The sequence below is a fragment of the Pseudomonas sp. GM18 genome, from assembly GCF_000282195.1.
Taxonomy (GTDB): domain Bacteria; phylum Pseudomonadota; class Gammaproteobacteria; order Pseudomonadales; family Pseudomonadaceae; genus Aquipseudomonas.
This window is the reverse complement of the sequence record NZ_AKJT01000015.1, coordinates 1-19,891: the sequence shown is the minus strand read 5'-3', so window position 1 is coordinate 19,891 and position 19,891 is coordinate 1. Positions and strand designations below refer to the sequence as shown.

The 19,891-nt window shown below is 60.8% G+C and carries 24 protein-coding genes; 6 read left to right on the top strand and 18 right to left on the bottom strand.

What is annotated here, in order from left to right; genetic code table 11:
- On the top strand, positions 1 to 492 hold a 492-nt coding region (locus tag PMI21_RS24655; protein ID WP_007934247.1), incomplete at its 5' end, for an aminotransferase class III-fold pyridoxal phosphate-dependent enzyme.
- 81 nt (positions 493 to 573) lie between these two features.
- Positions 574 to 801, top strand: coding sequence for an MbtH family protein (locus PMI21_RS24660; RefSeq protein ID WP_007934245.1), 228 nt, complete (start codon positions 574 to 576; stop codon positions 799 to 801).
- Between the two features lie 90 nt (positions 802 to 891).
- On the opposite strand, the gene PMI21_RS24665 is transcribed toward PMI21_RS24660, so the two are convergent.
- The 13 genes from PMI21_RS24665 to msuE form a co-directional block, all read right to left on the bottom strand.
- Positions 892 to 1,794, bottom strand: a complete 903-nt coding sequence (locus tag PMI21_RS24665; RefSeq protein ID WP_007934244.1) for a metal ABC transporter substrate-binding protein — start codon at positions 1,792 to 1,794, stop codon at positions 892 to 894.
- Positions 1,795 to 2,694 carry a metal ABC transporter permease gene (locus tag PMI21_RS24670; protein WP_007934243.1) on the bottom strand — a complete coding sequence of 300 codons (900 nt, stop codon included), beginning with the start codon at positions 2,692 to 2,694 and terminating at the stop codon, positions 1,795 to 1,797.
- Positions 2,694 to 3,437: a metal ABC transporter ATP-binding protein gene (locus tag PMI21_RS24675; RefSeq protein ID WP_007934242.1), complete on the bottom strand. Its 744-nt coding sequence runs from the start codon at positions 3,435 to 3,437 to the stop codon at positions 2,694 to 2,696. The genes PMI21_RS24670 and PMI21_RS24675 overlap by 1 nt, the downstream gene beginning before the upstream one ends.
- Complete coding sequence (locus tag PMI21_RS24680) at positions 3,434 to 4,360, bottom strand: metal ABC transporter substrate-binding protein (protein WP_007934241.1); 927 nt, start codon at positions 4,358 to 4,360, stop codon at positions 3,434 to 3,436. Before PMI21_RS24680 ends, PMI21_RS24675 begins: the two co-directional genes overlap by 4 nt.
- Before the next feature lie 35 nt (positions 4,361 to 4,395).
- The gene (locus PMI21_RS24685; protein WP_033063805.1) at positions 4,396 to 4,962 is read right to left on the bottom strand and encodes a DUF6162 family protein; all 567 of its coding nucleotides are present in this window, start codon (positions 4,960 to 4,962) and stop codon (positions 4,396 to 4,398) included.
- Between the two features lie 8 nt (positions 4,963 to 4,970).
- Positions 4,971 to 5,291 (bottom strand): hypothetical protein, encoded by a 321-nt coding sequence (locus PMI21_RS24690; protein WP_007934236.1) that lies wholly within the window; start codon positions 5,289 to 5,291, stop codon positions 4,971 to 4,973.
- Positions 5,288 to 5,830 (bottom strand): hypothetical protein, encoded by a 543-nt coding sequence (locus tag PMI21_RS24695; protein ID WP_007934233.1) that lies wholly within the window; start codon positions 5,828 to 5,830, stop codon positions 5,288 to 5,290. Before PMI21_RS24695 ends, PMI21_RS24690 begins: the two co-directional genes overlap by 4 nt.
- Positions 5,827 to 7,038, bottom strand: coding sequence for a PepSY-associated TM helix domain-containing protein (locus PMI21_RS24700; RefSeq protein WP_007934232.1), 1,212 nt, complete (start codon positions 7,036 to 7,038; stop codon positions 5,827 to 5,829). The genes PMI21_RS24695 and PMI21_RS24700 overlap by 4 nt, the downstream gene beginning before the upstream one ends.
- Before the next feature lie 260 nt (positions 7,039 to 7,298).
- Positions 7,299 to 7,757 (bottom strand): VOC family protein, encoded by a 459-nt coding sequence (locus tag PMI21_RS24705; RefSeq protein ID WP_007934230.1) that lies wholly within the window; start codon positions 7,755 to 7,757, stop codon positions 7,299 to 7,301.
- A gap of 155 nt (positions 7,758 to 7,912) precedes the next feature.
- Positions 7,913 to 9,016 carry a sigma-54 interaction domain-containing protein gene (locus PMI21_RS24710; RefSeq protein WP_007934229.1) on the bottom strand — a complete coding sequence of 368 codons (1,104 nt, stop codon included), beginning with the start codon at positions 9,014 to 9,016 and terminating at the stop codon, positions 7,913 to 7,915.
- A 24-nt stretch (positions 9,017 to 9,040) separates the two neighbouring features.
- Complete coding sequence (locus PMI21_RS24715) at positions 9,041 to 10,255, bottom strand: acyl-CoA dehydrogenase family protein (protein WP_177318269.1); 1,215 nt, start codon at positions 10,253 to 10,255, stop codon at positions 9,041 to 9,043.
- Between the two features lie 130 nt (positions 10,256 to 10,385).
- The gene (gene ssuD, locus PMI21_RS24720; protein ID WP_007934227.1) at positions 10,386 to 11,531 is read right to left on the bottom strand and encodes an FMNH2-dependent alkanesulfonate monooxygenase; all 1,146 of its coding nucleotides are present in this window, start codon (positions 11,529 to 11,531) and stop codon (positions 10,386 to 10,388) included.
- Between the two features lie 10 nt (positions 11,532 to 11,541).
- Positions 11,542 to 12,105, bottom strand: coding sequence for an FMN reductase (gene msuE, locus PMI21_RS24725; protein ID WP_007934226.1), 564 nt, complete (start codon positions 12,103 to 12,105; stop codon positions 11,542 to 11,544).
- Positions 12,106 to 12,530: 425 nt separating this feature from the next.
- On the opposite strand from msuE, the gene PMI21_RS24730 reads away from it, so the two are divergent.
- The 4 genes from PMI21_RS24730 to PMI21_RS24745 all read left to right on the top strand — a co-directional run bounded on the left by PMI21_RS24730 (position 12,531) and on the right by PMI21_RS24745 (position 16,751).
- On the top strand, positions 12,531 to 12,800 hold the full coding sequence (locus PMI21_RS24730) for a hypothetical protein (RefSeq protein ID WP_007934225.1): 270 nt from the start codon (positions 12,531 to 12,533) through the stop codon (positions 12,798 to 12,800).
- Positions 12,801 to 12,900: 100 nt separating this feature from the next.
- Positions 12,901 to 13,515 (top strand): LysE family translocator, encoded by a 615-nt coding sequence (locus PMI21_RS24735; protein WP_007934224.1) that lies wholly within the window; start codon positions 12,901 to 12,903, stop codon positions 13,513 to 13,515.
- 204 nt (positions 13,516 to 13,719) lie between these two features.
- The gene (locus PMI21_RS24740; protein ID WP_007934222.1) at positions 13,720 to 14,886 is read left to right on the top strand and encodes a cysteine desulfurase family protein; all 1,167 of its coding nucleotides are present in this window, start codon (positions 13,720 to 13,722) and stop codon (positions 14,884 to 14,886) included.
- 56 nt (positions 14,887 to 14,942) lie between these two features.
- Positions 14,943 to 16,751 carry an aminopeptidase P family protein gene (locus PMI21_RS24745; RefSeq protein WP_007934220.1) on the top strand — a complete coding sequence of 603 codons (1,809 nt, stop codon included), beginning with the start codon at positions 14,943 to 14,945 and terminating at the stop codon, positions 16,749 to 16,751.
- A gap of 46 nt (positions 16,752 to 16,797) precedes the next feature.
- Here PMI21_RS24745 and PMI21_RS24750 read toward each other — a convergent pair whose 3' ends face one another.
- The 5 genes from PMI21_RS24750 to PMI21_RS29820 all read right to left on the bottom strand — a co-directional run.
- Positions 16,798 to 17,394 (bottom strand): 2-hydroxychromene-2-carboxylate isomerase, encoded by a 597-nt coding sequence (locus PMI21_RS24750; protein WP_007934219.1) that lies wholly within the window; start codon positions 17,392 to 17,394, stop codon positions 16,798 to 16,800.
- A 37-nt stretch (positions 17,395 to 17,431) separates the two neighbouring features.
- The gene (locus PMI21_RS24755; RefSeq protein ID WP_007934218.1) at positions 17,432 to 18,172 is read right to left on the bottom strand and encodes an SDR family oxidoreductase; all 741 of its coding nucleotides are present in this window, start codon (positions 18,170 to 18,172) and stop codon (positions 17,432 to 17,434) included.
- Between the two features lie 99 nt (positions 18,173 to 18,271).
- Positions 18,272 to 18,553 (bottom strand): hypothetical protein, encoded by a 282-nt coding sequence (locus tag PMI21_RS24760; RefSeq protein WP_007934217.1) that lies wholly within the window; start codon positions 18,551 to 18,553, stop codon positions 18,272 to 18,274.
- Positions 18,554 to 18,723: 170 nt separating this feature from the next.
- A complete protein-coding gene (gene rhtA / locus PMI21_RS24765) occupies positions 18,724 to 19,611 on the bottom strand; it encodes a threonine/homoserine exporter RhtA (RefSeq protein WP_007934216.1) in 888 nt (295 codons plus the stop codon).
- A partial coding sequence (locus tag PMI21_RS29820; protein WP_238541193.1) for a hypothetical protein occupies positions 19,608 to 19,891 on the bottom strand: 284 nt, incomplete at its 5' end. The genes rhtA and PMI21_RS29820, both read right to left, overlap by 4 nt.

Below are 19,891 nucleotides of genomic sequence, written 5' to 3'. Positions count from 1 at the left end.
GGCGGCAGCCTGCCGCTGGCGGTGGTGGTCTATCGCGACTGGCTCGACACCTGGCTGCCGGGCGCCCATGCCGGAACCTTCCGCGGTAATCAGATGGCCATGGCCGCAGGCTCTGCGGTGATGCGCTACCTGACCGAGCACAAGGTTTGCGAGCACGCCGCCGCCATGGGTGAACGCCTGAGCGAACACTTGCACATCCTGCAGCGGGACTTCCCGCAGCTGGGCGACATTCGCGGACGTGGCTTGATGCTGGGCGTCGAACTGGTCGACCCGACTGGTGTGCCGGACGCTCAAGGCCATCCACCGGTATTCGGTCGTCTGGCGCCGCTGGTGCAGCGCGAATGCCTCAAGCGCGGGTTGATCCTCGAGCTGGGCGGGCGTCATGGCGGTGTTGTGCGTTTCCTGCCGCCACTGGTGATCACCGCCGCCGAAATCGATCGGGTGGCCGACATTTTCGGCAGGGCCATGGCCGCAGCCACCGCCAGCCTCTAAATTTTCTGGCGCCTCGAACGTTCTTTTTACATAACGGCTGCGCACGGCGTGCAGCCCACCCGATAGCGATGGAGAGACAGCATGACGTCAGTATTCGACCGCGAAGACATCCTCTTTCAGGTCGTGGTCAACCACGAAGAGCAATACTCGATCTGGCCCGACTATAAAGCCGTGCCACAAGGCTGGCGCACCGTGGGCAAGAGCGGCCTGAAAAAGGAATGCCTGGCCTACATCGAAGAGGTCTGGACCGACATGCGTCCGCTGAGCCTGCGTCAGAAAATGGAAGAGCAGGCGGCCGTGGCTCACTGAGCGTCTCTGGCTGCAACGAAAAGCCCGCTGAACCGGTAAGGTCGGCGGGCTTTTTCATGACTTGAGATTGCCTTCGCGGTCCAACTGACGTTACGCCCCGCTCAACCCCTTGATCACCATATCCACATTCCCTTCCAATTCGGCCACCGGATCCGCCCCATCGACACTCAACACCACCAACCGACTGCCCGCCTCGGCAATCACTGCTTTCACCACCTCCGACGGCTGTCGATGATGCAACACCACCGCCACATCATTGTCCTTGAGCATCACACCTAACTGCTTGAGCGCTTCGGGCGTCCACTCGGCATCCGGCCGTGCATCGAGGCCGATCAGCTCTAGGTTGAGGCCGCCGATCAGGTAGCCGAAATGATCGCTCAGACTCATCACGCTCAGGTTGTCGGCACTGGCCAGCCGCGCTTCGCTGTCGGCACTGAGCTTGAGCAGGCGCTGTTTGAGCGCTGCCAGATTGGCCTCGATTGTCGGTTTGGCCGCCGGCGCCAGGCGCACCAGGTCTGCCGCCATCACGTCCGCCATGCGCCCCATGTTGTTGCTGGAAAGCCACGGCTGACTGTTCAAACCGTCGACCTTGTTGCCGGGCTGCACGGCGATGCCGGGAAGGGCGCCGTCCACCGGGCGGGCGGCGTCGACTTCGACGATACGAATATTGCTGCGCCGGGATATCGGGTACAGCGGATCATCCGCCCACAGCGAACGCAGACCAATCACTGCATCGGCGTCGGTCGCCAGTTTGGCCAGCGCTGGAGCGCCACGGCCGGTGAAATAGGCGGTCTGTCGGCTGCCGGGCAGATTGTCCGGCGCGGCCCGTTCCAGTTTGACCTCGGTACCTTTGAGCAACACTTCGCCCAGACCATAGGTGATCGGCAAGGACGCCAGCACGTGCAACGGTTTGGCGCTGTCCGCTGCGATGGAAGTATGGGCCAGGCCACACAGGGCTACGGCCAGGGTCAGTTGACGCAGAGAAAAACACATTTATCCGAGGTTCCCTTTCAGACTTGGGACGATGCCGCGAGCGATCGCGGCCAGGGCGAAGGCGATGCCGGCCACCAGAATGATCGCGGCGCCGGACGGGATGGGCAGGTCAAAGACAATCGGCGCGAGAATTCCGCACAGGGTGCTCACCGTGGCAATCAGCACCGAACACCAGAAGAAGCCCTTCAGCGACTGGCTGAGCAAGCGCGCGGCCGCCGCTGGAATCACCAGCAGGGCGCCGACCAGAATCGCGCCGATGACTTTCACCGCTGCCACCGTGATCAGCGTCACCAGGATCACGAACAGGTAGTCCAGGGTTTTCACCGCCACACCGCGTACCGCCGCCAGTTGCGGGTTGAAACTGGCGAGCATGATGCGGTTGTACAGCGGCAAGGCCAGAGCCATGACCAGTGAACCGACGATGGCCAATACCAGCAGGTCGTTGCCGTTGACCGTCAGTACCGAGCCGAACAGCACGTTTTCCAGAATGTGCACGTTGATCTTGCCCGCCAGGATCAACAGCAGGCTCGCGCCCAGCGCCAACGACACCGACAGAAACACGCCGATCAATGTATCCGGCGCCAGGCCCGTGCGGTTGCGCAGGTAGTTCAGCAAAATCCCGAACAGCAGGCAGTAACCGAACAGGCTGCCATAAGGCCCGGTGTAAGGTTCACCGAGCAGAATGCCGATGGCCACGCCAGTCAACGCCGCGTGACCCACCGCTTCGGAGAAAAATGCGAAGCGCTTGACCACCACCAGCGTGCCCAGACCGCCCAGCACCGGGCCGATCAGCAATCCGGCGAGCAGGGCGTTGACCACAAATCCATAGGCCAGCGCTTCCGGCAGGTAACCTTGCGAGGCCCAACCCTGGACCATCAAACGAAAGGCTTCGTAACTCATCAGGCAGCGCTCCTGGGATGGGTCGAGAACAAGGTCAGCAGTCGCTCCGGGGTCAGCGCCTGTTTCGGCGTGGCATCGAACAGCACCCGCCGATTGAGCCCGGTGACCCGGTCCGCCAAACGTGCGACGGCTTCCAGATCATGTTCAATCCACAGCACGGTGATGCCGCTCTGTTGCCAGTCGCCCAGCAGCCGTTCGAACACTTGGATACCGGCTTCATCAAGCGCCGACATCGGTTCATCGAGCACCAGCAACTGTGGCGCCGGAATCAGCCCTTGGGCCAACAAAACCCGTTGGCGCTCGCCGCCGGACAGCGCGCCCATGCGCCGTTTGCGTTTGTCCTGCATGCCGACCCGTTCCAGCGCTTCGCCGATGGCCGTCGCGTAATGCTTGCTCAAACCGAGGAATGCCGGGCGCCGCTGACACATGGCCGCCATGAAGTCGTCGACGGTCATCGGCAAACCGCGATCAAACTCCAGCGCTTGCGGCACGTAGCCGATGGTCGCCGGTTCGCCGGGCCATTGCAGGCTCAAGCGACCCTGATGCGGCATTTGCCCGAGCAGGGTCTTGATCAGCGAACTCTTGCCGCCACCATTGGGGCCGACCAGGGCATGCACGCTGCCGGGTCGGACCTGAAAAGTTACGTTGTCGAGGATCGTCGTGCGACCCAGCGTCAGGCTGACTTCGGCGAAATCGAGGGTCGGGCCGGTGCTTTGTACGGTCAGGGTTTCTTGAGCGGTCATGCGCCTGACTCCTGAATCGCCCGAACCACGGTATTGAGGTTGCCGGTCATTTCCTTTTCGTACTTGTCGGCGGTGTATTCGCCATAGGAAATGTGCGACAGCGGATACAGCTTCACCCCGGATTCACGCTGGATGGTCTCGACGTAAGTGGACGGGAAATCCATCTCCGAGAAGATCACTTTCACGTCCAGCTCCCGCAGTTGATCGATGGTCTTTTTCAGCTGGCTGGGGCTGGGTTCGATGCCATGGGCCGGCTCGACCACGGCGGTCACTTCCAGGCCGAACTCGCGCAGCAGATAGTCGTAGGCGGCATGGACCGTGGCCACGCGCAGCTCGGCGTTCGGCGCCTGGGTCAGTTTGGCCAGGGCATCGGCGCGCATCTGCCGCAGGCGCTTGCCGTAGGCGCGGGCATTCTGGGTGTAGGTCTTGGCGTTGACCGGGTCGAGCTTGCCCAACTCGCGGGCGATGTTGTTGACCTGGGCAATCGAAGCGCTGATCGACAAGAACGTGTGCGGGTTCACCACTTTGCCGGCACCGCGAGCGGCGACGCCGGTGGCGGCCAGCAGCGGCACGTTTTCGTTGGCTTCGATCACTTTGATATTCGGGGTTTCGCTGGCGGCAATCATGCGGTCGGCGAAATCGTCATGGCCCACGCCGTTGAGCACAATCACGTCGAGCCCGCTGATGCGCTTGATGTCCTCGGCGCGGGGCTCGTAGGCGTGCGGGTTGAAACCGGCCGGGATCAGCGGCACCACTTCGGCCTTGTCGCCGACGATGTTCGCCACGTAGCTGTAATAAGGGTGCAGGGTGATGCCGATGCGCAGGCGCTTGGCTTCTTCGGCACTGGCCAGCGGCGTCAGCAAACAGGCAAGCAGGCCGACCAGCAGCAGGCGCAAAAATGGACGTTGAGATGAACTAGGCATGGGGAAGCGGTCTTCTCTCGGGTGAGGGCGAGGGTTCAGTGCCGATGCTGGCGGGTGACCCCGGCATCGAATTGCGCGACGATCTGCCGCCAGCCGGCGCTTTCGAGCGCGGCGTCAGTCAGATCAGTCGGGGTAGTGAGAGCTTTGCCGCGATTGAGCCAGACGTCTGGCGCATCGTCGTCAGCGGTCAAACGCATCAGGAACGAGCCGGCCACGGTCTGGCTCTGGCCGAAGTACGCCTTGGCGTCCAGCAATTGCCAGGCATGACCGCCTCGGCTGACAGAACTGGCGTCCCGGGCAAACGGCGCGAAACCTTCATCGGCGAGGGTGGCGGGTGTGGGCAGTGCTTGCTGTTCCTCACGCAACAGATGGATTTCATCCAGTGTGACTCGCAGGTCTGCGTAAATGCCTTGCTCGGATGCACTCAAGTCACGACGGGCATCCAGTTGATGGCTGCCGACGCTGCTCATCTCCCGGGACTCGCCGCGCCAGGCGACCACCGAACCGGCCACCGCGAGGATCATCAGGCACAACAGCAACACATAGAGGGTTTCATGGCCGGCACCGGCCGGGCGCACCACTTGGGTGGTTGGCGTGGTCATGCTCATGTTCAGGGCGCCTCGATGTCGGCTTGGTCGATCTCGACCACGTGGCCGGGACCGGCGTCGAACAGCACGTAGAATTCGGCGCCGGGTTTCTTGAACGTCAGGGTCGAATCGGCGCCGAGCTTGCCCGGCACCAGGATGGTTTCGTCGTAGCCGATCACATCCAGGGTCACGCCCGGTGCGCCACTGCCGTCGGAGAAACCACCGGTGCAACGGATCTGTTCGGCGTCGATGGCCTTGCATTCGCACATCGGGTTGTGGGCCAGGGCGCTGGCGCTGAAGGCGGCGCAGAGCACCAGTAAAACGGGGCGAAAAGCGGCGATCATGGTTTGCCTCCTTGTCTGTTCAGCCATGCGACGGTGGCCGGGGATGCCTGGCTCAGGGGAATGGAGGCTTGATGCATGGCGCCGTCCCAGCCCTCCATGGTGATCCACAGCTCAGCGTCGTTTTTGGTCTTTTCGGGTACCGGCAGCGCGGCGCCCATGTGGTAGGGCGTGCCAAAGAAAATCACCCCGGCGGCGCGCAGGCTGCGCGGTTTGCCAATGCGCAGGTAAGTCGCCTTGACCTGATCGCGACAGCTGTCGCAGAGCGCAGCATTGAAGAACTTCAAGTAGCCGGCCGGGCCATCGGATACCGGGGCTGCGTTGCGCAATTCAGCCAGGCGCAGGCTCCAGGGGCCGACCTGAACTTCACCGACTTCACGCTCACCCAGGCCGGTGTCACCGCGAAACAGCGCTGCGTCAGCGAAGTATTTGGGCATGAACCCCAGCGGCACCAGTAACAGCAGCACGTTGATGTGGAAGCGCCATGTGTGCCAGAAGCGGCTTAGCGGCGAACGCGGTTTTTCTGCTGCGACCTGGCTCATCGGCTGCCCTCCGTGGCTTCGCGGCTCATGGCCGGGGCGGGCTGAGCGGTCAGCGCAGCCCGTGGACGCTTGTTGCTGCGCTTGAGCGCGTTGGCCGTGGCCAGGGCAGTGCGTTTGGTCCAGATCAACAGGCCGCTGAGGACCATCAGGCTCAGGATCAGGCCGAAGAAGAACCAGATCAGTTTGATCCAGATACCGCCAAAATCGCCGGTGTGCAGCGGACGCATGGATTCGGTCACCAGCTCCAGGCCCGAACGATCCGACAGCAGGCGCGTGGCGGAAATGTCACCGGTGTAAGGGTTGACCTCGGCGCTCTGGTAGATCAACGGGTACCAACTGCGCCCGCTCACTGAAAGGTGGCTATAGGCATTGGCGGGCAGGCTGACAGAACTGTCTTCCAGACCGGGAATGCGTTCCTTGGCCTCGCGGATCGCGCTTTCCAGGCTGATCATCGGCGCCGGTGCGCCATCGACGGTGAGCGGCACGCTCTCACGCGGGACGACGGGAGCGACCGGTGCGGTGGAAATCGAAATGTGGTTATCGAACAGGATGGCCTCAATCATGAACCAGGTGCTGGTGACGGAAATCACCGCAATGAACCAGATCGACCAGATGCCGCTGAGCCGGTGAAAGTCGCCCCAGAAAATCCGCGCGCCATGACGAATGCGCAAGGTCGGTCGCAAGAAGCCTTTCCAGAACCGTTTGTAGACCACAAGCCCCGTCACCAGCGACGCCAGCATCGGCAAGCCGAGGAACGACACCAGATACCAGCCCCAGCTGTAGCCATTGGTGAACGGCACCAGCCACCAGCCATGCAGCGCGCGAGTGAAGGCTCTGAAGTTGAATTGCGGTGCCGTGCCTTGAATCACCCCGCTGTAGGGGTTCACATAGACCGTCACCGAGCGTCCGTCCGGGTAACTGACCTTCACGTCCAGGGCGAAATGCGACTCATCGGGACGGTTGATACGCTCGACCAGCGTTTGGGGCTCGGCCTTTTTGATGGCGGCGATGATCTGGTCATAGCTGAGTAGCGGTGCGTCGTCCGAAGGCGGGCTGGCGCGCATTTGCGGGTTGGCCAGCCAGACGATTTCCTGACTGACCACCGCCAGGGTACCGGTCACGCAGACGATCAATACAAAGAACCAGATGGGCAGGGCCAGCCAGCTATGGACCAGAAACCAGAGTTTTGAGCGGGATTTCTTCGACATGATTAAAGGTCTTGTTTCGATGAGAGGACCTCTGCTGCGGGCTTCCCAGCGTTGTGGTCCATGAAAGGCCGGCCGTGGCTTTTGCCTACGCGACCGACTGCATCTAAATAAGACGTATGAGCATCGGAAATCCCGAAAGGGGATATGAAAGAAAATGTTTCGTGTTTCTGCGCTGTGTGGGAGCAGCCAATGTTGATGTTGAATGTGATGACCCCATCGTGAGCCGGCTCGCGATGGGGCCTAATCACATACCGAAGCTATCAACCTTGCTTGAACATCTCCTTCGCCCGCTGTTCGATCTGCTCTTGCGTCAGATCCTCCTTGCGTGTGGCCAGAAACCACAGATGCCCATAGGGATCCTTCAAGGTCCCCGTGCGGTCGCCATAAAACTGATCCTTGACCTCGGACACCACCGTGGCACCGGCATCGATGGCCTGTTTATAGGACTTGTCCACATCGTTCACATATAAGTGCAGGCCCACGGACGGCGACTTGTCCGGGTTACTCAACGGGCCTTCGTCGCACGGTGTGCCGAGCATGATCGGGCTGTCGCCGATGCGCAGCTCCGCGTGACCAATGCCGCCATCGGGCATGGCCAGGCGCATGACTTCGGTGGCGCCAAAGGCTTTTTTGTAGAAGTCGATGGCTTCGGCAGCTTTCTGAATGCCCAGATAAGGGGTGATGCTGTGATAACCCTCTGGAATGGGTTTAACGCTCATGACGGTTCTCCCTTTATTGTTGTGGAGTTAAGGTGTTCCTTCGCCGTTTTCCGGTCGAACAACTATAGGTCAGCCTCTTCACCACAACCGAGTGCCCGACGAGCAGTCGTCGCGGCCCTGAGCCACGACAACGCGCTGCACTGCACACTGATCGGCTAAATCGACAACTGCATCAAGCGCTCACCCTGCAGGTTTTCCGTCGGTCGACGCTTGTTCACCGCCAGTTCGCCGATCTTGATCAGCCGCGTGCGCGTCACGTTGCGGCTCAACCCCAGCAGGGCAGCGGTGTGCACCTGGTTGTAGTGGCTGAAGCGGTAGGCGGCTCGCAACAACGCATCTTCGACTTTCTCGTGCAGTGCGCCGGCCTGTTCCTCGAAGAGCTTTTGAAAGGCCCGATCGAGCAAGGCTTCCGGCGAGTCGTCGACGCTGGCGTGGTGGTCGTCCTGACGCTCGATGCGCATGTTCGACAGGCGCAAATCATCGCGCTCGATCACACCGTTGCGGCAGATCAGCAGGGTGTGATGAATGACGTTTTCCAGTTCGCGGATGTTGCCCGGCCAGCTGTAGCTGCGCAGTTTGTGTTCGGCCTCTTTGCTAATGGTGATGCTGCCGTAACCCAAGCGTTGGCTGTAGGCTTCGATGAAATGCCGGGTCAGCGGCAGGATGTCGCCGGGGCGCTCGCGCAACGGGCTCAGTTCCAGGCTGACCACGTCGAGGCGGTAATACAGGTCCTCGCGAAAGTGCCCGGCATTGATGGCTTTTTCCAGTTGCACATTGGTCGCCGCCAGTACCCGCACGTCGATGGGAATGCTCTTGCGCGACCCCAGTCGCACCACTTCGCGCTCCTGCAGCACCCGCAGCAATTTCACCTGGATGGCCATCGGCAGATCGCCGATTTCGTCGAGGAACAAGGTCCCGCCATCGGCTTCTTCGAACCAGCCAGCCTTGGCGCTCAGTGCTCCGGTGAAGGCGCCTTTCTCATGGCCGAACAGTTCGGCCTCCACCAGCGATTCCGAAAAGGCGCCGCAGTTCACCGCCACGAATGGCCGGTTGCGGCGAGCACTGAGGTTATGGATATGCCGCGCCACCAGCTCTTTGCCGGTGCCGGTTTCGCCGATGATCAGCACGCTGGCTTCACTCGGCGCGACCTGCTGCAAGTGCGCGAGCAAGGCCTGGGATTTCGGGTCTTCGAACACCTGCGCCGTGGCGCGGATCGAAGTGGCCAGCGCGGGTGAGGGCGGTAAGGTCAGCAGTTGCATGGGGCAGGCTCCCTGAGTGGATAACTATGAATAGAAGGTCGGGATCGGCAGGGACTGGTTCAGCGCCCACTCGCCCAGTTCATGGAGTTTGTAATCCACCGGGTCGTGCAGGGTTTGTGTGCGCAGGTTGCGCCAGTGACGGTCCAGTCGCAGCGAGGCGTGAGTCGAGCGGGCGCCAGTCACCTCGAACAAACGGCTGCACAGCTCCAGGCCATTGCGCGTGGCGGCGACCTTGGCGGTGGCGATCGCGGTGGCCAGATATCCGCGTTCCTCGGTGCTCAGATTCGGCCCCTTGGCCCAAGCCTTGTCGAGCAAGTCGGCGGCCCGTTCCACCAGCAAACGGACACCTTCGAGGGCCACCCAGAACTCACCGTAATGGCCGAGTACGTAAGGATCCTGGCGCACATCCGGAGCGCTGGATTTGTGCCACGGGCGGGTCTCGGTGAGGGTGTATTGCCGCGCTTCTTCAAAGGCACCTTCGGCAATGCCGAGGAACATGTGGGTGAACGTGAGCTGGGCGATCAATGGGCGCAGGCAGGCGAACGGCGTGCTCAGCGGGCCAGGGTCGAGCAGCAATTCCGACTCTTCGACCCGCACCCGCTCAAACGTGGCGCTGCCGCTGTCGGTCTGGCGCTGGCCCATGTTGTTCCAGTCGTTGTGCAACGTGATGCCGCTGCGCCCGCTGGGAATCGCGGCGATCAGCAACTTGCCGCCGGCACTTTCATCGACGGCCGAAGCGATCAACATTTCCGAGTCGCTGGCGCCGGAGCAGAAGCTTTTCTTGCCGGAAAACTCGCGCCAGCCCCCGAGGTTTTTCACCACGGTGCGGGTGTCCAGCGGATTGAGGGCGTTGCCCCAGAACCAGTTCTTGCGCGCAGTTTGTTCAAACCATGGCTGCCATTGTTCGGGCCGGGCGAACAGGCGCACGGTGGCGAGCATCAGGTGATGGAAGCCGAAGACATGTGCGATCGAACTGTCGACCTTGGCGAACTCGCGCACGATGGTCAGGGTTTCACTCCAGCTGGCGCCGAGGCCGCCGTACTGGGCGGGAATGCTTAAAGCGAGCAGGCCGCTGTGGCGCAAGGCGTCACGTTCGGCTTTCGGCGTACCGCCGCGCTCATCGCGCTCGACAGCGGTCAGGGCAAACTCGCCGGCCAGTTGGCGGGCGGTCTGCAAAGGGGGCAACAGGGCGCTTAGCGGCTTGGCAGTCACGCGGGTGTTCCTTCTTTCTGGCGACATATGCGTTCTGTTTGATCGTTCCCACGCTCTGCGTGGGAATGCAGCCCGTGACGCTCCGCGTCACTGGACGCGGAGCGTCCCTAGAGCCATTCCCACGCAGAGCGTGGGAACGATCAGCAGGAAGAGGTTTTCAGGCTTTGGCGTGAGCCGGCAGCACATCATTGGCAATCATTTCGCCAAACGGCCCGGTGAGGTTGGTGACGCCACGTCCGGCCAGGCTGGCATACGGCTCGGGCAGCAGTGGAAACACCAGTTCGGCAAAGCGATAAGCCTCTTCAAGATGCGGGTAGCCGGAGAAGATGAAACTCTCGATCCCCAGGTCCGCATATTCCTTGATCCGCGTCGCCACTTGCTGCGGGTCGCCCACCAGCGCGGTCCCGGCACCGCCGCGCACCAGACCGACACCAGCCCAGAGATTGGGGGAGATTTCCAGGTTGTCGCGACGGCCGTCATGCAACGCGGCCATGCGTCGCTGGCCTTCGGAGTCGAAGCGCGAGAATGACTTCTGCGCCGCCGCGATGGTCTCGTCGCTGATGTGCTCGATGAGTTTATCGGCGGCTTTCCAGGCCTCCTCGGCGGTTTCGCGGACGATCACGTGCAAGCGAATCCCGAACTTCACCGTGCGACCGTTGCGCGCCGCGCGTTCTCGCACATCGGCAAGCTTTTCAGCCACGGCGGCGGGTGGTTCGCCCCACGTCAGATAGACATCAACCTGTTCGGCAGCCAGGTCATGAGCCGCATCGGACGACCCCCCGAAATACAGCGGTGGATAAGGTTTCTGTACGGGTGGATACAGCGCCTTGGCGTTCTGCACCCGCAGGTGTTTGCCTGCGAAATCCACTGCTTCGCCTTGCAGCACGCGACGCCAGATCTGCAGGAACTCGTCGGTGACTTCGTAGCGTTCGCTGTGATCGAGGAAGCTGCCGTCGCCACGGTTCTCATCCGGGTCGCCGCCGGTCACCACGTTAATCAGCAAGCGGCCGTTGGACAGTCGATCCAGGGTCGCGGCCATCCTCGCCGAGACCGTCGGTGAAATAATCCCCGGACGGATCGCCACCAGATACCGCAAGCGTTCGGTCAGTGGCACCAGGGCCGAAGCGATCACCCACGAGTCCTCGCAGGAACGTCCGGTGGGAATCAGCACGCCGTGATAACCCAGGCTGTCGGCGGCCTGGGCCACTTGTTTCAAATAGTTGAGGGTCACCGGGCGGGCGCCCTGAGTGGTGCCCAGGTAATGGCCGTCGCCGTGGGTCGGCAGAAACCAGAAAACATCCATGAAGAAGTCCTTAAGCGATTTTCAGCAGATTTTTGGGGTGCACGCCGAACAACGGCGCTGCACGTTCTGCAGCAAGACGAATGCGGGCCTTCAAGGGCTCACTGGTTATTTGGTAATTGGAGAAATCGGCTTCGGTGGCGTACACGCCAATCGGCAAGGTCAGGGCCTGGAAAAAACTGAACAGCGGCCGCAATTGATGATCGAGCACCAGTGCATGACGTTCGCTGCCTCCGGTGGCGGCCAACAGCACCGGGGTGTCGATCAACGCGTTGAGGTCGATCAGGTCGAACAGGTGCTTGAGCAGGCCAGGGTACGAACCGCGATAAACTGGCGCGGCGACGATCAGCAGGTCGGCGCTTTCGATGGCTTGCAGTTCGGCTTCGATGTCGGCGCTCAGTTCCTGACGCGACAGCGCGGCGCCCAGCGGTCGGGCGATATCGCCCAGTTCGATCAACTTGCTCTCGATCGGCAACTGCCCGGCCAGTTCGGCCAACAGCGCCTGGGTCAGCACCAGAGTGCGGGACGGGCGCCAGGTACCGCCGGAGAGGGCAACGACTTTCAATAGACGCGACATGAACAGTTCCTTTTTAAACAGTTGCTCAGCGAGCAGTGAGTAGTCACCAGCGTTGAGCAAGAGCTGTACCAATCCTTCGGAGCCCCGTGTTTAGCGGCTTTTAGCGCGTTGATGGACAGGCGCTGTGCGATTTGACGGGCGGTTTGTTGATCGACTGTTGCCAGGCAAACAGTTGCGTGAGCAACAGTGCGTAACGCAATGGAGTTGTTTATAAAGGCTCGCTGTTATTCCGTAAAAGACCGTAAATTAATATTTATAGGTTATTTAGGTATATATGATTTGCCGTAGGCGCTGCCGAAGGCTCGGGCCGCGTTCGGACGATCTTTTCATCCCGATACCCACTATCGAGAGCATTGATTTCTGCCCTTCAGGGCGCGCGGGTAGCCTGTGTTCATTGCCCGAACCCAGATAGCCGGATGCCCGAAATGAAACCTCTACTCGCCACTTTCCTGCTGCTCGCCGTTTCCGTTCTCGCCGGATGTGCCAGTCATGTCTCACCGGAACTGCGCCCCTACACCGCCGAAGAAACCCGGGAGCTGGCGCTGGAAGCCCTGAATCGTCGCGGCTTGTCCTTCGAGGAGTACCATGCCAAGAAAGCCGAATTGCTCGGCCAGCCGGCCAAATCGATCAGTTTTGACAAGCAAGGCGAGATGAACGCCGAACGCACAGTACAGCTGCACGGTCGCCCAAGCTGAGCGACAACTGTACTGCTCTAACTTTCACGCAACTGTCCATGGGTTTCCCTCGAGGCGTGCGATAGGGTCAACACCTGACTGACCCTGACGGACTGCCGCCATGACCCTCTCGCTCGACCTGCTACTGGGCTTTGCCCTGTTTGCCCTTGTCACCTCGATCACCCCCGGTCCGAACAACACCATGTTGCTGGCTTCGGGCGTGAATTTTGGCTTTAACCGCACCATCCCTCACATGCTGGGCATTACCTGCGGTTTCTTCGTGTTGGTGGTGGCGGTCGGTTTCGGCCTGGGCACGGTGTTTCAAACCTATCCATTGCTTTACACCGTGCTGCGTTATGTCGGCGCGGCGTATTTGCTGTACCTGGCCTGGAAGATTGCGCATTCCGGGCCGGTCGCCGAGGGTGAGCAGGGAGAGGGCAAGCCGATCAGTTATTTGGGCGCGGCGGCGTTTCAATGGGTCAACCCCAAGGCCTGGATCATGGCCATCGGTGCCATCAGCACCTACACGCCGATGCAGGGCTATTTCACCAACGTGATTGTGATTGCTGCGGTCTTCGCCCTGATCAACCTGCCGAGCGTCGGGGTGTGGGCTGGTTGTGGCACGTTGTTGCGTAACGTGCTGCGCGATCGCCGCTGGTTACGCCTGTTCAACTGGGGCATGGCCTTGTTGCTGGTGGCTTCCATGTATCCGTTGTTGCTTGAAAGTTTTAGCTGACGCATTGCTTCAACCGGTTGGCCGATGCCTGTTAAGCTCGACTTCAGGAGCGTTCCTACGCACTTTTAATGAAGTTGTTCTTCTTTAACGGCCTCCGATCAGGTATTGCTATCGTTCTGAAAATTCGGCGTCGCTCATAAGGCGACGCTTTGATATTTCCAGTGACGAGCTTCCTGATCCCGGAACACGCTCTGCGAGTCTTCTATGAATAAACGTCCGTTGTATTTCGATTACGCCGCCACCACGCCGGTGGATGAGCGGGTCATCAAGGTGATGGTCGAGTGTCTGGGTTTTAGCGGTAACTTCGGCAACCCGGCATCCAGCTCCCACGTCTTCGGTCAACAGGCCCGGCAAACGGTCGAGCAGGCACGGCGCCAGGTCGCTGAACTGGTAGGCGCCCAGGCCGAGCAGATCGTCTGGACCTCCGGCGCCACCGAATCCAACAACCTGGCACTCAAGGGCGTTACCCAGGCCCGCGGTGTGTCCGGCGGCCATATCATCACCAGCCAGATTGAACACAAGGCGATTCTCGACACTGCCAGACAATTGCAGGACAGCGGTGTTGCCGTGACGTATCTGGTGCCCGATGCCGAAGGCCTGATTACCCCGCAAGCGGTCAGCGAGGCGATGCGCGAAGACACCTTTCTGGTGTCGCTGATGCTGGTCAACAACGAACTGGGCACCGTCAACGACATCCCGGCCATCGGCCAGGTGGTGCGTGATCGCGATGCGTTGTTCCACGTTGACGCGGCTCAGGGCGCGGGCAAAGTGGCGATCGACCTGGCCCAATGGCCAGTGGATTTGATGTCGTTCTCGGCGCACAAGGTCTACGGCCCCAAAGGCATCGGCGCGCTGTACGTCGGGCCTCGCGCGCAACAGCGCCTGCAGGCGCAGATCCACGGTGGCGGCCATGAGGGCGGGTTGCGTTCCGGCACTCTGGCGACGCACCAGATCGCAGCCATGGGCGTCGCCTTCGCGCTGGCAGCCGCGTCGTTCGATGAAGAAAAAGCCACCATCGTGCGCCTGCGTGAACGCTTGCTCGACCAGCTGCTGAGCATTCCCGGTATTCACGTCAATGGAAGTCCGACCCAGCGCATCCCCCATACCTTGAGCCTGACTTTCAACGAAGGTGAGTTCAATTCCGCGGCGTTGAGCACCTCGATCGCGTTTTCCGCGACGTCGGCCTGCAACTCCGCCAGTAATGCGCCATCCCATGTGCTGCTGGCGCTGGGGCATGACGCGCGCTCGGCCAGTCGCACCATTCGCTTGAGCCTGGGGCGCTTCACTACCGAGCAGGATATCGACCAGGCTGCGCACCTGATCAAAACGGCCGCCGCCAGTGCTCCGGCATTCTGGACGACAGGTCCTTAAGCGCCGACTCTGATCGGCACCCAACAATAATGATGAAGTGGTTAGCAGGAGACACGATGAGTACGCAGCCTTCGATCAATGGATTGGTACCCCGGCGCCTGGCGCAAACCCGCGAGCTGATGAGCCGGGAGGGCATTCATGCTCTGCTGGTGCCGTCGGCCGACCCGCACCTGTCGGAATACCTGCCGGGCTATTGGCAGGGACGGCAGTGGCTGTCAGGTTTCCATGGCTCGGTCGGTACGCTGATCGTCACGCCGGATTTTGCCGGCGTCTGGGCTGATAGCCGTTATTGGGAACAAGCGAGCAAGGAGCTCAAGGGCAGCGGCATCGAGCTGGTCAAACTGCAACCGGGTCAACCCGGCCCGCTTGATTGGCTGGCCGAGCAAACGCCTGAAGGTGGTGTCGTCGCAGTCGATGGCGCGGTGATGGCTGTGGCGTCGGCGCGTACCTTGAGCAGCAAACTCGAAGAGCGCGGCGCACGTCTGCGCACTGACATCGATTTGCTGAGCGAAGTCTGGAGTGATCGTCCGAGCCTGCCGAACGAGCCGATCTATCAACATCTGCCGCCTCAAGCGACCGTCAGCCGTGGCGAAAAACTCGCCCAGCTGCGTGACGTGTTGAAAGAGCGCGGTGCCGACTGGCATTTCATCGCCACCCTCGACGACATCGCCTGGCTGTTCAACTTGCGCGGCGGCGATGTGTCGTTCAACCCGGTGTTCGTGTCCTTCGCGCTCATCAGCCAGCAACAGGCCACTTTGTTCGTCGCCCTGAGCAAAGTCAGCGCCGAGCTGCGTGCCATCCTTGAACAGGACGGCGTGACCCTGCGCGATTACAGCGAAGTGGCCGCCGCTTTGCGCGCCATACCAGGCGGCGCGAGCCTGCAAGTCGATCCGGCGCGGGTGACGGCGGGTCTGCTGGATAACTTGAACAGTGATGTGAAACTGGTCGAAGGCCTGAACCCGACCACCCTGGCCAAGTCTCAGAAAAGCCTGGCGGATGCCGAGCACATCCGTCGGGCCATGGAGCAGGATGGCGCGGCGTTGTGCGAATTCTTCGCCTGGCTGGAGGCGGCATGGGGGCGTGAGCGCATCACCGAACTGACCATCGACGAACACCTGACCGCGGCCCGCACCCGGCGTCCGGATTACGTATCGCTGAGCTTCAACACCATTGCCGCGTTTAACGCCAACGGTGCGATGCCGCATTACCACGCCACCGAAGAAGAACACGCAGTCATCGAGGGTGACGGCCTGTTGCTGATCGACTCCGGCGGCCAGTACCTGGGCGGCACCACCGACATTACGCGGATGGTGCCGGTGGGGACGCCGACTGACGAGCAGAAGCGCGATTGCACCCGCGTACTCAAAGGCGTGATTGCACTCTCCCGCGCACAGTTCCCGCGGGGCATTCTGTCGCCGTTGCTGGACGCCATCGCCCGCGCACCGCTCTGGGCCGAAAGTGTCGACTACGGGCATGGTACCGGTCATGGCGTCGGCTACTTCCTCAACGTTCACGAAGGTCCGCAAGTCATCGCCTATCAGGCGGCGGCCGCGCCGCAAACTGCAATGCAGCCAGGGATGATCACTTCCATCGAACCGGGTACCTACCGTCCGGGCCGTTGGGGCGTGCGGATCGAGAACCTGGTGTTGAACCGCGAGGCGGGCAAGAGCGAATTCGGTGAATTCCTGAAGTTCGAAACCCTGACCCTGTGCCCGATCGACACCCGCTGCCTGGAGCCGTCGCTGCTGACCGAAGACGAAAAGCAGTGGTTCAACGGCTACCATGCCGAAGTGCGCGAGCGCTTGAGCCCGTTGCTTGATGGCGCGGCCCTTGAGTGGTTGAACACCCGGACCGCGGCTATTTGATCGACTTGAATTCAGGCGCTGTTTCCAGCGCCTGATTTATGTCCGGCTATCGCGCCCGCAGGGCTTCAAGGACGAAGTCCAGCCGATCCTGGCCGAAGAACAGCTGGTCCCCGACAAACATGCTCGGTGCGCCGAATACACCGCGTTGCACCGCTTCCTCGGTGTTTTCCTTGAGGGCGGCTTTAACGTTCTCATCGGCGGTGAGCGCCAGCACCTCATTCGGATCGAAACCGTTTTGCGTCAGCACGTCGGCAACGATCGCGGGATCATCGAGGCTGCGTCCTTCCACCCACAGGGCGTGAAACAGGCAATCGATAAACGCCTGAAAGCGTTCGGGATAACGTAATTGCATACCCGTGACCGCGCGCATCAACATCAGGGTATTGATGGGGAAGTGCGGGTTGAACTTCAGCGGCACACCGTAACGTTTGGCATAGCGGTCCAGGTCCTGAAACATGTAGCGACCCTTGGCCGGAACGGTCACCGGGGAGGCGTTGCCGGTGGCTTTGAAGACGCCGCCCAGCAGCATCGGCCTGTAGATCAGCTGGCTATCGGTCTGCGCGCAGATTTTTGGCAGTTGGGTGTAGGCCAGGTAGGTGGCGGGGCTGCCGAGGTCGAAAAAGAACTCCACGGTTTTGCTCATGGTCGATGTGCTCTTCTTTTTGTCGTAGGGGGAGGGCTTACCAGCGTTCGTTCCAGGGGCGCAGATCCAGCTCGAACGTCCAGGCGTCCCGTGGCTGGTTGTGCAAGTACCAATAGTTTTCGGCGATGTGCTCGGGGTTGAGGATGCCGTCCTGATCCTTGGTCGCGTATTTTTCCGGAAAACTGTCGCGGATAAAGTCAGTGTCGATGGCACCATCGACCACCACATGGGCGACGTGGATGTTCATCGGCCCCAGTTCGCGGGCCATGCTTTGGGCCAGGGCGCGAATCCCGTGCTTGGCGCCGGCGAAGGCTGCAAAACCTGCGGCACCGCGCAAGCCGGCGGTGGCCCCGGTGAACAGGATCGTGCCCCGTTGGCGGGTGACCATGCGCTTGGCCACTTCGCGAGCATTGAGAAACCCCGAGAAACAGGCCATTTCCCAGATCTTGAAATACTTGCGGGCGGTTTCTTCGAGAATACTGCACGGCACATTGGCGCCGATATTGAAGACAAACGCTTCGATGGGGCCGATCTCGGTTTCGATCTGTTCGATGAGCGCAATTACGTCCTCTTCTTTGCGCGCATCGCAAGCAAAACCGTGAGCCTCGCCGCCGCTGATCGTGATGGCATCTACCAGTGGCTGAAGTTTTTCTGCGCTGCGCCGCGTGACGCAGGCGACGTAACCTTCCCGGGCAAAACGCTTGGCAATGGCGCCGCCGGTGGCATCGCCTGCGCCGACGACCAATAGGATTTTCTTGTGATTGATAGCGGTGGTCATGGATGTCGCCCTTTGCTGAACGGTCAGTGACTGACGAACGTTAGCAGCATCCCGGGCGAAGCGCCTATCGGGCCAGGCAAGCCAGATAGGCGTGGAAGGTTATTTGCAGATGACGATCATACTGCGGCTGGTATAGCCGGCGGGGTTAAGGCCAAACGGATAATCTCCGGGCTCTTCGACCGCATCCCCTGACTTGGCGATCACCTTGTAACCTTTGGGGGCGCACGAATTGGCGGCGCTGGCGTAGCACTTGTCCCAGGAGGACGACAGCCCAGAACAGTTGATATGCAGTCCTTTCTTGCCGTGTTTGATCTGGGTTTTCGAGGTCGCCGCGCAGCCCGCAACTGCAAGCACGGCGATCAGTATCAAAATTCGTTTCATTGCTGTCCTTATAGAGGCCCCGGATCTTTGTGCCCGGGTCTGCCTGCATTCGCTTTTGCTTGAAGCGTTCTGATATCCCTATCTGAAAAAATCCATGTCTGACACTGAGTTACGTGGCCTAAACATGGCCTAATTGAGCGGCAAATACCAGACCTTCGTCAAATCTCGTTTCAATCCGCCGCAACTGCGGGCTTGGCGGTGCTCCCCATGGTCATGGTTGCGCCGACGGAAGCCAGAATGATGCACAGGATAGCCATCCACTGCGACAGGGAAAGGTACTCATGGAGGAACAACAGGCCGGACAGTGCACCGAACGCGGGTTCGATACTCATCAATGTGCCGAAGGTCCGGGCCGGCATCCGTGTGAGGGCGACCATCTCCAGGGTGTAGGGCAGGGCAGTGGACAGAATGGCGACACCGATGGCCACGGGAATCAGCGCGGGTGTCAGCAGTGCAGCACCAGCATGGACGATACCGATGGGGGCTACGAACAGTGCGGCAATCATCACGCCCAATGCGGCGGTCTGCACGCCATTATCGGCACCGGCCTTCTGGCCGAACAGAATGTACAACGCCCAGCAGACACCAGCGCCAAGGGCATAACCTGCGCCAACCAGATCAATACCTGCACTCGTGGCGCCAGTCGGAATCAACAGCAGTAAACCCACGGCTGCCAGAGCGATCCACAGAAAGTCGATCGCCCGACGTGAGGCATAAATAGCGACCGCCAATGGGCCGGTGAACTCCAGGGCTACCGCAATACCCAGCGGGACAGTGTTCAAGGACATATAGAAGAGGAAGTTCATGCCGCCCAGCGCCATCCCATAGACAATTACCGTGCGCAGGGACTTTGCGGTGAGCTTCGCTCGCCATGGGCGTAATAGCAGCAGCATGATCACGCTGGCGAAGATCAGCCGCAGGGTGGTGGTCCCTTGAGCGCCGATAACCGGGAACATGCTTTTGGCCAGGGAAGCTCCGGACTGGATCGATGCCATGGCTATCAAGAGCAGGCCTACCGAGAGCAAGATCGAGGCAAGGCTGCGGGGGTGGTCATTCATTGCGTGGCATCGTCCGAGGTGAGAAACGAGAGTAGTGTGTTACGTGTTGGGCAATATACTGCGCATTCGTTGCGGTTGCGTCTATATATAAGCAGGGATTTTGAACATCCTGATAGAAAAGCGTAATCAGGGGTTGACGGCAGATTCTGGACGTCTATAATTCGCCCCACTTCCGGCGCAGTCGAAACGGAAAACTCCTTGGTAAACAACGAGTTACGCAGTTTTCGACCGCGGTTGCGCTTCAGTTCATCGAAGCCGGAAGGAGTTGGTAGGGCAGGGT